The 12,324-nt window shown below is 73.0% G+C and carries 13 protein-coding genes; 10 read left to right on the top strand and 3 right to left on the bottom strand.

The window, feature by feature from the left end:
- A partial coding sequence (locus ABZ641_RS14455; RefSeq protein WP_359981829.1) for a M24 family metallopeptidase occupies positions 1-325 on the bottom strand: 325 nt, incomplete at its 3' end.
- A 58-nt stretch (positions 326-383) separates the two neighbouring features.
- On the opposite strand from ABZ641_RS14455, the gene ABZ641_RS14460 reads away from it, so the two are divergent.
- Complete coding sequence (locus ABZ641_RS14460) at positions 384-659, top strand: helix-turn-helix transcriptional regulator (protein WP_359981832.1); 276 nt, start codon at positions 384-386, stop codon at positions 657-659.
- A 237-nt stretch (positions 660-896) separates the two neighbouring features.
- Here the strand turns inward: ABZ641_RS14460 and ABZ641_RS14465 are convergent, their stop codons facing one another.
- Entirely contained in the window at positions 897-1,454 is a 558-nt protein-coding gene (locus ABZ641_RS14465) for a DUF4253 domain-containing protein (RefSeq protein WP_359981835.1), read from the bottom strand.
- Positions 1,455-2,128: 674 nt separating this feature from the next.
- On the opposite strand from ABZ641_RS14465, the gene ABZ641_RS14470 reads away from it, so the two are divergent.
- From ABZ641_RS14470 to ABZ641_RS14480, 3 genes are all read left to right on the top strand, one after another.
- On the top strand, positions 2,129-2,779 hold the full coding sequence (locus ABZ641_RS14470; RefSeq protein ID WP_359981838.1) for a hypothetical protein: 651 nt from the start codon (positions 2,129-2,131) through the stop codon (positions 2,777-2,779).
- Between the two features lie 294 nt (positions 2,780-3,073).
- On the top strand, positions 3,074-3,913 hold the full coding sequence (locus ABZ641_RS14475) for an IS5 family transposase (protein ID WP_359981840.1): 840 nt from the start codon (positions 3,074-3,076) through the stop codon (positions 3,911-3,913).
- Positions 3,914-4,007: 94 nt separating this feature from the next.
- On the top strand, positions 4,008-4,775 hold the full coding sequence (locus tag ABZ641_RS14480) for an alpha/beta hydrolase (RefSeq protein ID WP_359981843.1): 768 nt from the start codon (positions 4,008-4,010) through the stop codon (positions 4,773-4,775).
- A gap of 45 nt (positions 4,776-4,820) precedes the next feature.
- On the opposite strand, the gene ABZ641_RS14485 is transcribed toward ABZ641_RS14480, so the two are convergent.
- Positions 4,821-5,522, bottom strand: coding sequence for a TetR/AcrR family transcriptional regulator (locus ABZ641_RS14485; protein WP_344623957.1), 702 nt, complete (start codon positions 5,520-5,522; stop codon positions 4,821-4,823).
- A gap of 151 nt (positions 5,523-5,673) precedes the next feature.
- On the opposite strand from ABZ641_RS14485, the gene ABZ641_RS14490 reads away from it, so the two are divergent.
- The 6 genes from ABZ641_RS14490 to ABZ641_RS14515 all read left to right on the top strand — a co-directional run bounded on the left by ABZ641_RS14490 (position 5,674) and on the right by ABZ641_RS14515 (position 12,194).
- Complete coding sequence (locus ABZ641_RS14490; RefSeq protein WP_344623958.1) at positions 5,674-7,176, top strand: APC family permease; 1,503 nt, start codon at positions 5,674-5,676, stop codon at positions 7,174-7,176.
- Between the two features lie 74 nt (positions 7,177-7,250).
- A complete protein-coding gene (locus ABZ641_RS14495; RefSeq protein ID WP_359981848.1) occupies positions 7,251-8,897 on the top strand; it encodes an amidohydrolase in 1,647 nt (548 codons plus the stop codon).
- 57 nt (positions 8,898-8,954) lie between these two features.
- Positions 8,955-9,899, top strand: a complete 945-nt coding sequence (locus ABZ641_RS14500) for a hypothetical protein (RefSeq protein ID WP_359981850.1) — start codon at positions 8,955-8,957, stop codon at positions 9,897-9,899.
- Between the two features lie 120 nt (positions 9,900-10,019).
- Positions 10,020-10,541, top strand: a complete 522-nt coding sequence (locus ABZ641_RS14505; protein ID WP_344628099.1) for a DUF6584 family protein — start codon at positions 10,020-10,022, stop codon at positions 10,539-10,541.
- A gap of 97 nt (positions 10,542-10,638) precedes the next feature.
- Positions 10,639-11,316, top strand: coding sequence for a DUF6445 family protein (locus ABZ641_RS14510; RefSeq protein WP_344628100.1), 678 nt, complete (start codon positions 10,639-10,641; stop codon positions 11,314-11,316).
- Between the two features lie 101 nt (positions 11,317-11,417).
- Positions 11,418-12,194 (top strand): polysaccharide deacetylase family protein, encoded by a 777-nt coding sequence (locus tag ABZ641_RS14515; RefSeq protein ID WP_359981853.1) that lies wholly within the window; start codon positions 11,418-11,420, stop codon positions 12,192-12,194.
- The last annotated feature ends 130 nt before the right edge of the window (positions 12,195-12,324 follow it).

A 12,324-nucleotide genomic window follows, 5' to 3' on the forward strand; every position in this document is an offset into this window, starting at 1 on the left:
GGTGAGCCGGTGCCGGCCGAGCATCAGGTTGTCGGCGACGGTGCCCGCGGTGAGCACGATGTTCTGGAAGGTCCGGGCGATGCCGATCGTCGTTGACGGAGGTGCAGATCACCGCCGGGAAGGGCGTCGGCGCGAACGAGGGCCGGTACCCGAGGAACGGGGAACGGGCCCCGGCCTCGGCGAGGACGCCGCGAGCCACCTCGTCGAGCTCCTGCAGCGACACGCCCGGACGCGCGGCCGCCTGGACGGTCTCCAGCGCCAGGCCGACCACCCGGCCGGCCTCGCGCATCGCGTCCAGCGCCGCGTCCGACTTGATCTCCACCATGCGCGTGACTCCCACCCTCGTTGGACCCAATACTTATACCGGTATTAGTATCACGGTCATGGTGAGGACTCCGTTGACCCCGTGGGAGCGCGAGCGCGGCGAGCGGTTCGGCGCACTGCTGCGCCGGGCCCGCGGCGACCGCAGCATGGTGGAGGTGGCCGCCGCGGCGGGCGTCTCCGCCGAGACCCTCCGCAAGATCGAGACCGGCCGGGCACCCACCCCCGCCTTCTTCACCGTCGCCGCCCTCGCCGCGGCGCTGGACATCTCCCTCGACCGCCTGGCCGCAGCCTGCGCCGAGGACAAAAACGGCCACGACGAGGCACTGTCGGCCTGAACGGACGCCGGGACCGTGGCTTTTCCGCGTCGAGCTGCGGCGAGGCGAGCCCGGGGCCCGAACCGACAGGAGCCCGAGGACCGCGGTCGGGAGGGCTTGCCGAGCGCCGGGTCGACGATGGTGAGGTGATCGGGGTCGGCAGCATCGGGGCGGACCGAGCTGTCGACGCTCGCCCGACCGATGCAGCGCAGGTGTGACAGGGGCGGGTGCTGAGGTGCGGTCACGTCTCCGGTCGGGTCAGTCCCACCAGAGCGTCCAGGTGTCCGCCGCGATCAGGTGCTCCGCGTACTCGGCCAACGAACCGGTGCCCTGCAGAATGTTGTCCGGGCACAGCGCGAGATGCTCGGCCGCGACCAGCAGCGCGCCGTCGAGATCGGTGGGCGGCGCGGCAACGGCGAGATCGAGGGTGTCGAAGCCGGCCGCGACCACCCGGACGCCGAAGCGCCGCTCCCAACCGTGCAGTACGGCGGCGATCGTGGCGGTGTCGTTCTCGTGGTTCATCGGACCGCTCCACCCGCACGCCACCAGCGCCTCCGCGCCGCAGGCGGCCGGGACCAGCCCGATCCGGAGGGTCGGACGTTCGCTCAGCAGACGCGCGGCCAGACGGCTCGCATGCACGCCCGGGTCCGAGGCCGGGGTGGGCGACGGTGCCCGGCCGGGCCACGCCGGGCCGAACGGAGCAGTGGCGGCCCGCCGCTCCGCGGCCTCCTCGGGGTCGTCCGACCGGCACTCGGCAACACCCTGCCACCAGTCGCGGAGCAGCGCGTCGACGTCGTGCGCCTCGATGGAGGTCATCTGATCCGGATACAGCTCCTGGGATCCCCAAGGGCGGAAGTCCGACTCATTTCCGAGGGGTGCCAGGAGCAGCGGCCAGAGCCCGGATTCGTGCCGCTCTCGATGGAGGGACTCCCACAGGCCGGCCGGCGCCGGCCCCTCGCTCATCCACATGACCGGTGTGCGGTCGTCGCCCTCGTCCGAGCCGAGGAGACGGCCCGCAGGGAGCGGGCAGGCGAGCGCGAGGCGGTCGGCGACTCCCGCAGGGAACAGCGCGTGAAGTGGGGCGGGGAGGGCCGGGGGAAAGGTCATGCGGACACGCTAGGAGGCCACACCGACACCCCGGCCCCGGCCGAACGCGCCGAGCCTTCCACGACCCCGACCGGGCCTGTGGCACCCGCGACCGTGCCCTCTCCGCCAAGGCCCCGTTCGCCACCAGGACCGGGACTGCCGTCAATGGCGTTGCGGACCTCCAGGCCTGCGCCCGGCGCGCCGCCCGCCGACGAGGCCCGCGGCTTCCACCACGGCTGGATCCCCCGCTCCGGCGCGGACAACGGCCCCTGAGGCGGCAATTCCGGGTGGCCCGGGGACGAGGCGGCGTCCCTGCGATCGTGTGGCCTTCGGCGGCTTCTACAGTGTCCCGAGGTGAAGGGGCCGGGCGGGGACCGGTGGACGGGAAGAGACGGTACACGGGCGTGGCGCAGATCGAGCAGCCGGCGGACTTGGGGCCGGTTCACCGGCGCCGGGCTGCAGTCCTCGCGCTGTGGCGGTGGCGTGCACCGCTCCTCGCGTTCGAGCTCGATGCGGAGTGGGGTGCCGACCGGGCCGAGCTGGCGTCGTTGTTCCCGCTGGCCGCATCAGCGGCCGGGGAACGGTCGGATCGCGCGTACCGGCGGGCAGTCGCCCAACTGTGCACCGCACCGCTCTTCACGTCCGAGGTCGACCCGGACACGGTCCGGCTCTTCCAGTTGGAGACCATCAGCAGCCTGCTGACCTTCGGCGAGTTGCTGGACGGGCCTGGCCGGGACGAATCGGAACGAGTGGTCGAAGCCTCGGCGAGCCTGGCGAACCACCTCGACGGCCTCGTCGAGGGCTCGTTCCATTCCCACCCCTCCGAGGAGGCCCACCGCCGGTACCTGGCCGGCTCGGCGGACGGGGCGCCCGAGGGCTACTTCGCCTCACGCAACTCCGCCGTCGAGTCCGCCTGCCGCGGAGCTGTCCTGACGCTCCCGGATGCCGCGGGGCTGCTCGACTCGCCCGCCGGGTGCCGCTTGCTCGCGCTCTGCGAGGACTTCGGCGAAGAGGTTGTCGCAACCTTGCGGGGGCTCCGCGCGACGGGCCGCTAAGGGTTGTCCGGTCGATCACGGAAGTCGCCGAGTTCCGGCCCACCGTCCCCATGCGTTGTCGGATGACCTCAGTGGGAATTTTGATGGTGATCATCCGTTATTTGTCTTTTGCCCCTGTCGTGATCTGCCCCAGTCTGCAACGGAGGTGAAGTATGCCCCCGCGCAGGCAGCGGAAGCCGGAGTCCGTCTCGCCCGCTTCCATCCCCCGAAGTCCGTCTGGTTTGAAGAAGTCATAGAACCGCCCGAGTGGCAGCGGAACCGGCTCCTCCGCCCCATTCGTGCTGACGCTGTGTCATGACCGAGCGGAAGCCGTACCCAAGCGACCTGTCCGACGCGCGATGGGCCCTGATCGAGCCGAAACTGACGGCCTGGAGAAAAGCCCGGCTCGACCGAAGGCCCACCGGAAAGCCGCCGAAAGTCGACCTGCGCGACGTCTTCAACGCGATCCTCTACATCAACCGCACGGGAATCCCCTGGAAGTACCTCCCGCACGACTTCCCGAACCACGGCACCGTCTACGCCTACTACGCGGCCTGGCGCGACGAGGGAATCTTCGCAGAACTCAACTACGACCTGACCGGCCTGGCCCGCGTGAAGGAAGGGCGCAACCCCGAACCGACCGCGTCCGTCATCGACACCCAGAGCGTGAAGACCTCCACCAACGCACCCCTGACCAGCCAGGGAACGGACGCCGCGAAGAAGATCGTAGGCCGCAAGCGCGGCATCCTCACCGACACCGTCGGCCTGATCCTCGCCGTCACCGTCACCGCCGCGAGCCTGTCCGAGAACGCCCTGGGAATCCACCTCCTCAACCAGGCCAAGAAGACCTACCCGAGCATCTCCAAGAGCTGGGTCGACACCGGCTTCAAGAACGCCACGATCGAGCACGGAGCCGGCCTCGGAATCGACGTCGAGGTCGTTCACCGAAAGTCCGACGTCCGCGGCTTCCACGTCGTGAAAAGACGCTGGGTGGTCGAACGAAGCCTGGGCTGGCTCATGTTGCGCCGCCGGCTCGCCCGCGACTACGAGACCCTGCCCGCCAGCTCCGAAGCCATGATCCACATCGCCTCGATCGACAATCTCACCAAGCGCATAACGGACGAGACCACACCAACCTGGCGAGGGACTTACTAGGGCATAAAGGGCAATCCGTTCACATCAAATGCCCTCTGAGGGCCGGCACGGGCCAGACTGGTACCGGACCGGCCGCCGCCGACGGGAGACCAGCGTGACCACGGGCAGCTACGCGCACGTCAACGGGCTCGACCTGTACTACGAGGAGCACGGCAGCACGACCGGCCGACCGCTGGTCGTGCTGCACGGCGGCCTGCTGACCGTCGAGCTGTGCTTCGGTACGCTGCTGCCCGCGCTGACCCGCGGCCGCCGGGTGATCGCCCCGGAACTCCAGGGGCACGGGCATACCCGCGACACCGATCGCCCGTACCGGATCGACCTGCTGGCCGCGGACGTGCTCGCCCTGCTCGACCGCCTCGGCGTCGAACGCACCGACGTCCTCGGCTTCAGCCTCGGCGGCTACGCCGCCCTGCAGCTCGCGCTGGACCACCCGGAGCGGGTCGACCACCTCGTGCTCGCCTCCGTCAACTACCGCCCGGACGGCTACCACGAGGAGATCCACGCCTCCGGACTCCCCTCCGGCTCCACCCGGTTGCCCACCCCGGAGGACTTCGCCGAGATGCGCGCCGCCCATCTCGCCCTCTCCCCCGAGCCGGAGCACTTCGACGCCTTCCACACCAAGGTCTCCGACGCGGTGGCCGCCTTCGGGGGCTGGCCGGCCGAGCGGCTCCGCACGCTTCGGGCCCCCACCCTGCTGGTCGTCGGCGACCACGACTTCGTCCGCCTCGACCACGCGGTCGAGATGTACGAGCTGATCCCGGACGCCCGCCTCGCCGTCCTGCCGCGCACCACCCACATGGACGTGATGCGGCGCACCACCCTGCTCGCCCCGCTGCTGGAGGGCTTCCTGCCGGCCGGCTGACCCGGCCCCGGGGAACCGGCCACCCGGGGCCACCGGGCCGCGCGGTCAGCCCCGGGCCTCCAGCTCCCCGGCGAACCGGTCGATCACCATCTCCAGGATCTCGGGGAGCAGCGCGCCCGCCATCAGGGCCAGGTGGTCGCGGACCGCGTACAGGTTGGGGTACTCCTCGGCCGGCAGGCCGGCGTGGTGGGTGGTCCAGGCGGCGCCCTGCTGCTCGCGCCGCTCCTCGTCCAGGTCGAGCACGGCCGCGTCGACGGCGGCCTGGGCGAGCACGGTGTCCACGAACAGCCGGTAGTTGCGAACCGCGCGGTCGGGCGGGAAGCCGGCCCGGAGCAGGATGCCGATGCCGAGGTCGACGGCGCGCGCCTCGGCCGGGCCGGTGGTGACGCGGGAGGCGCGGACGGCCGCCAGCCGGGGGTGGGTCAGCATCGACCGGTGCAGGCGCTGCGCGAAGTCGCGCAGTTCCTCCCGCCAGCCGCCGCCGGGGGCGAAGCCCTCCAGCGAGTCCTGGATGAGGCGGTCGGCGACCGCGAGGAGGACGGCGTCGGTGTCCGGGAAGTAGCGGTAGACGGCGCTGGGGTCGCAGCCGAGGGCCGCGCCGAGCCTGCGCACGGTGAGCGCGTTGCCCCCCGGCGCCTCGATGAGGGTGAGCGCGGCCTCGGTGATCGCCTCGGCGCTCAGCAGGGATCCGCTGCGGGTGGGCCGGCGACGGCGGCGTTCGACCGGGATGCGCTCGGGTGTGGCCATCGGTGGTCTCCAAGGTGGCGGCGAGGGTGGCGGCGAGGGGTGCGCGGCTTACGACAACTTATTGACTTAAGTATGGCAGGGTTGTTTCATCGGCGCACACCGTTCGTTCATCGCCCGCCGCCCGTCGCGGCCCCCACCTCCTAGGAGTGGCATGAACCTCACCGTCGAGGACAGACCCCCGTCGACCGCCACCATGCGCCGCACGCTGGGCGTACGGGACGGGATCGCCATCGCGGCCTCCAGCACCGCGGCGACCACGAGCATCGGCATCGGCATGGGCGCCCTGGCCGTCTACGCGGGCCGCCAGACCCCCGCACTGCTCCTGGTCGCGTTCCTGCCGATCCTGGGCATCGCACTGTCCTACTCGCGCCTCAACCGCACCGAGCCCAACTGCGGCAACGGCTACACCTGGGTCGGCCGGGCCCTCACCCCCTGGCTGGGCTTCCTGACCGGCTGGGTGATCCTGGTCGCCAACGTGGTCTTCATGGCCTACACCAGCGCCGTGGCCGGCATGGTGGTCCTCCAGTTCGCCGACAAGGCCGGGCTGCACTCGCTCTTCGGGATCGCCCTGGACCCCACCTCCACCGCCGTCACCACGGTGGTCGGCCTGGTGGCCCTGGTCGCCGTGACGGTGACCGCGGTGACCGGGGTCCGCTCGGCGACCCGCTTCCAGTGGGTGCTGCTGGCCTTCGAGTACGCCGTCCTGCTGCTGTTCTGCGGCTGGGCCGTGGTCTCCGGCACCCAGGAGTTCTCCTTCGGCTGGCTCAACCCGTTCGCGATCGACTCCTTCCACTCGCTGGCCCAGGGCCTGGTGCTGGCGGTGTTCGTCTTCTGGGGGTGGGACGCGGCCTTCACCGTCAACGAGGAGACCCGCAGCGCCTCGGACGCGTCCCGGGGCGGCCTGATCGCCCTGGTCGCCATGCTCGGCCTGCTGGTGTTCGCGGCGGTCTCCTTCCAGCGGGTCATGGACACCGGGACGCTGGTCGAGCAGGGCCCGCAGGCGCTGACCTTCCTCGGGTCCTCGCTCTCCTCCGAGCCCTGGGCCTCGCTGCCGCTGGCGGCGCTGATGTGTTCGGCCTTCGCCTCGCTCCAGTCGAGCGTCATCCCCACCGCGCGGGGCGCGCTGGCGATGGGCCGGGACGGCACCCTCGGACGGGCCTGGACGAAGGTCCACCCGCGCTACGGCTCCCCCGCCGTCGGCACGGTGATCATCATGGCGGTGGCCGCCGGCGTGGCCGTGCTGGCCATGGGCATCCCGCGGATCAACACGATGATCCTCACCGCCGTCAACTCGATCGGCCTGATCGTGGCCTTCTACTACGGGCTCACCGCGGCGGCCTGCGCGGTGCGGTTCCGCGGCGCGCTGCGCGAGGGGGCGGCGGAGGCGCTGCGCTCGGTGATCGTCCCCGCGGTGAGCGCACTGGTGCTGTTCGGCCTCGGCGCCTACCTGGCCTTCCAGTACGCGACCATGAGCGACCACTTCGAGGCCCGGCCCGACAACGGCTGGTTCATGCTGCTGATCCCCTCCCTGTTCGTCGTCACCGGGCTGGTCGCCGCGGCGGTCGCCAAGTGGTACCGCCGCTCCCCGTACTTCGCCACCGGCCGCGGCACCGACGCCGACGCCATCGCCCTGCCGATGGACGACGCGGCCTGACCCGCCCCGCAGTTGCCCGCGCCGGTGGGCCGCCCCGCCCACCGGCCCCCTCCCCACCCCCCACTGGAGCACCCGTGTCCGACCGCACCGCCGACCTCGTCCTGACCGGAGGCCCGGTCCACACCGTCGACCCCGCCCGGCCGTTCGCCACCTCGGTCGCCGTCCGGGGCGAGCGGATCGTCGCCGTCGGGCACGACGAGGTCCACGACCTGATCGGGCCCCGGACGGAGGTCGTCGACCTGCACGGGCGCCTGCTCGTCCCCGGGTTCCAGGACGCCCACGTCCACCCCGTCGGCGCCGGGATCGAACTCGGACAGTGCGACCTCGGCGGCGCCACCGGCGTGACCGACCTCCTCGAACGGATCCGCGCCTGGGCCGACGCCCACCCCGACCGGCCGTGGATCACCGGCGGCGGCTGGTCGATGGAGTCCTTCCCCGGCGGCACGCCGGACCGCACCCTGCTCGACACGGCCGTCCCGGACCGGCCCGTCTTCCTGGTCAACCGCGACCACCACGGCGCCTGGGTCAACACCCTCGCCCTGGAACTCGCCGGCGTGACCGGCCGGACCCCCGACCCCGCCGACGGCCGCATCGAGCGCGACGCCGGCGGCGAACCCTCCGGCACGCTGCAGGAGGGCGCGATGGAGCTGGTCGCCCGGCACGTCCCCCGGGTCACCCTCGACGAGCAGGTGGCCGGGCTGCTGCGGGCCCAGCAGGTCCTGCACGCGCACGGCATCACCGCCTGGCAGGACGCCCTGCTCGGCGAGCACGCCTCGACGGCCGACCCCGCCCCCGCCTACCGGCGGGCCGCCCTGGACGGACTGCTGACCGCACGGGTCCGCGGCGCCCTGTGGTGGGACCGCGAGTCCGGCCTCGAACAGCTCGACCGGCTGCTGGAGCGCCGCGACACCTTCACCGTGGGCCGGATCAGGGCGCACACCGTCAAGATCATGCAGGACGGGATCGCCGAGAACGGCACCGCCGCCCTGCTCGGCCCGTACCTCACCGGCTGCGGCTGCGCCTCCGACAACTCCGGGATCTCCTTCGTCGACCCGGCGGAGCTCGCCCGGATCGTCACCCGGCTGGACCGCGAGGGCTTCCAGGTGCACTTCCACGCACTCGGCGACCGCGCCGTCCGGGAGGCACTGGACGCCGTGGAAGCCGCCGTGGCCGCCAACGGGCACCGCGGCAACCGCCACCACCTGGCCCACCTCCAGGTGGTCGACAGCGCCGACGTCCCGCGCTTCCGCGAACTCGGCGCGACCGCCAACATCCAGGCCCTGTGGGCCACCCACGAACCCCAGATGGACGAGCTGACGATCCCGTTCCTCGGCTCCGAACGCGCCGCCCGCCAGTACCCGTTCGGAGACCTGCTGCGCAGCGGCGCCGTGCTGGCCGCGGGCAGCGACTGGCCGGTGTCCAGCCCGGACCCGCTCGCGGCGCTCCACAACGCCGTCAACCGGCAGGACCCGGGCAGCGACCGGCCGGTGTTCCTGCCGGAGCAGCGGATCACCCTGGACGCGGCACTGACCGCCTACACCGCGGGCAGCGCCTACGTGAACCACCTGGACGACACGGGCGTCGTCGCCCCGGGCCGGCTCGCCGACCTCGCCGTGCTGGACCGCGACATCTTCGCCCGGCCCGTGGAGGAGATCGCCCACGCCCGCGTCCAGCAGACCTTCGTCGGCGGGCAGCGGGTCCACGCGGCGGCCGACGCGTGACGGTGCCGCACCAGGCATCCGACGAGATCCCGACGAGAGGACCCGGTCACCCCCGCCATGCCGATCATCGGACGACGACGCGGCCCCGCCGCACGCCTCGCACCCGAACTGGACGACGCCGAGCTCGGCCGGGTGCTGGCCCACGTGACCGCCCCTCAGGTCCACGGCCGGCTGGAACTGTCCGCGGTGCTGGTCGAACAGGTCCTCCGGGACGCCGGGACGGACTGGGACCGCCGCACCCTGCGGCTGTCGGTGCTCTCCGCGGCGGCCTCCCCCGCACTGGCGCAGGTGTGGCGGCGGCAGCGGCCCCGGGACGCGGACCCGCTGGTCTTCGACGTCTGGGTGGCTCTGGCACAGGCCCGCCGGGGCGGCCGGTCGGGCGACCACCACGGACTCGTGCGGCGCTGCCACGACGCGGCCCGGGCCCGCCCGGAGGACCCGGCGCCCTGGCTCGCCCTGCTGGGCGTCCTGCGGCTGCTGCGCCGCCCGGCCGAGGAGGTCCACCCGGTCTGCCGGGAGATCGGCGCGCGTGACCCGTGGAACCGCACCGCACACCTGGAGATGCTCGGCTACCTCTCCCCCGCGGAGTGCGGGTCGCACGCGCAGGAGCTCGAGTTCGTCGACGCCGTCCGGGCCGCCGCCCCGGCCGGCTCGCCGGTGGCGGGGCTCGAACTGGCCCTGCTGCTGGGCCGGTACCGGGCCGGTGTGGACGCCGGCGGGGTGGCCGCACTGGGCGCCCGACGCCGCTGGGCCCGGGCGGACGCGGAAGCCGCCCTGGACCGGGCCCGGTACTGGACCGGCCCGGGCGGCCTCCGCCACGCCGCGGCCGTCGCCGACCTCAACGTGCTCGCCTACGCCCTGGTGCGGGCGAACCGGCTCCGCGAGGCGGCCGGCGTCTTCGCGGCCGTCGGCCCGACCGTCACGGCGTGGCCGTGGAGCCTCGACGGCGACCCGCTCCGGCGGTTCACCTACTGGCGCCACCAGGCCCTCGCCGCCCGCTGACCTGGCCCGGACCGCCCGCCCCCGCTCGCCCCCACCGGGCGGGGGCGGGTCGTCCAGGCCGTCGCGATCGGCCGGAACAACCCCTTTGACCTGTGCCGCACCGTCCGCGAGCATGCTCCGGTGACCGTCGAGACCACCCTCGCCAGGGCCGAGGCCGACCTCCGCGCCGGCCGGACACCCGTCGCCCTCCAGCGCCTGCGCGGGCTGGTCGGCTCCTGCCCGGCCGACCTGACGGCCCGGCGGCGGCTCGCCGAGGTCTACCGGCTGTACGGCGAACCCGCCCAGGCCGGCCGCTGGGCGTACCTGGACGAGGAGCGCGACCCGGCCGAGACGGCCGCCTTCGAGGCCCGCTACGCCGACCCGGTGCGGCGGATGGCCGCCCTGGCCTGGCGCGGCCCGGAGCACCGGGCACCGACCGCGACCGCCCGGGCCCGGCTCGCGGAGGTCCGCGAGGCCGCCTCCGCGCAGCTCGGGCGGCCGGCCCGCTGGTGGGACGTGCGGGAGGAGGCCCGCGGGGCCGCCGGCCCCGCCGCGGAGCAGGACGACGGCACCCTGTTCTGTGCCGGATTCGCCCTGCTCGGCCTGCTGTTGCTCGGCCTCGCCGTGCTGGGCGCCGTCACCGCCGTGCGGTGGCTGCTCTGACGCCGTCTCCGCAGGCCACCGCCTTGGGCTCGGCTTGACACACAATTGACCTGATCACGGGCGAGGTGCGCCGGGGCCCGTCGCTACCGTCGGGGCCATGTCACCCCTCCCCCGGACGCCGGCGATCCCGGTGCTGCCGTACCGCAAGCCGACCCGTGGCCGCGACTACTGGGTCTTCGACGACGTCCTGCCGGACGCGGAGGCCGTCCGGACCCGCACGCTGGCCCGCCAGGACTGGAGCGAGGGGTACCCGCACAAGCCGGAGACATGGCCGGGCCTGCGCACCATGCCCGGTCTGGAGCCGGACGAACTCGCCCACGTCGAGGCCCTGGTGATGCAGGCCACCGGCGCCCGCCGGATCTGGCCGGAGACCGGGCCGGGCGGCGCCACCGTCAACCACAACTGCATCCAGGTGGTCGGCCGGGACGAGTGCGAGCCGCGCCCGCACACCGACTCGCGGCTGGTCTGCCGCTACGCCGCCGTGCTCTACCTCAACCCCTCGGCCCCCAAGGACTGCGGCACCAGCTTCTACCGCCAGCAGATGCCGAACGGCGCGCTCGGCGGCAACATCGTCGCCGCGCCGCACAACAACCTGGTCGACGCCCTGGGCACCCGCTTCGTCCCCTCGAACGCCTTCGTCGAGGACGTCCGCGTCCCGCACCGCTTCAACCGGCTGCTGCTCTACAGCGCCAACATCATCCACACCGCGACCGGCTACTGGGGCAGCACCCTGGAGGACAAGCGGATGACCGCGGTCTTCTTCTGGATGGCCTGATCCGCGCCCTCGACACCCTCCGTATACCCGGTATGTAAGTACGTCTAGGGTCTGACTCGAACACGTCTCCGACCGGGGGCGGGTCCGAGGGGAGGGGCTCCATGACGACGGCCGGGAAGAGGCTTCGCAGGCGCACGGTACCGGCTCTGCTCACGGCGGTGACGACCGCCCTGGCCGTGGGCGGCTGCGCCTCGTTCGACACCACCGCACCGAAGGAGGCCCGCGACCGGGCCTCGGCGGTCTCCCAGGACACCGCCGTGCCGGGCGTCGACTGCCGGAGGGCCACCTGCGTGGCGCTCACCTTCGACGCGGGCCCGAGCGAGTACACGCCGAAGCTGCTCGACGTCCTCAAGCAGGAGAACGCGCACGCGACCTTCTTCATGCTCGGCAAGAACCACGTCGAGAAGCACCCGGACACCGTCCGGCGGATCGTCGCGGAGGGGCACGAGCCGGCCAACCACACCTGGACGCACCGGATCCTCACCGACATCGCGCCTGACGAGGCCCGCAAGGAGATCTCCCTCACCCAGGACGCGGTGCAGCGCATCACCGGCAAGCGCCCGGTGCTGATGCGCCCGCCGCAGGGCCGCACCGACGAGGACGTGTCGAGGATCTGCGCCGAACTCGGCGTCGCCCAGGTGCTGTGGAGCGTCACCGCCAAGGACTACGACACGAACGACTCGGCGCTGATCCGGCAGCGGGTGCTCGACCAGGTCCGCCGCGACGGCATCATCCTGCTGCACGACATCTACCCGGGCACCGTCCCGGCCGTGCCGGGCATCCTCGCCGAACTCCACCGCCGCGGCTACACCGTGGTGACGGTCTCTCAGCTGCTCGCCCCGGCGGCCCCGCAGCCGGGCGCGGTGTACCGCCCCTGACGGCCGGTCGGGCACCGCCGGCCCGGGCCGCGCGGCGCGGCCCCGGCCGGCGGCGGCGCCCCCGACCCCCGGGGGTCCGGCTGGTTAACGCCGACGTATTCCACTAGCCACATGTTCGGCACCACCGGGG

This window comes from Kitasatospora sp. NPDC007106, from assembly GCF_040634455.1.
Taxonomy (GTDB): domain Bacteria; phylum Actinomycetota; class Actinomycetes; order Streptomycetales; family Streptomycetaceae; genus Kitasatospora; species Kitasatospora arboriphila.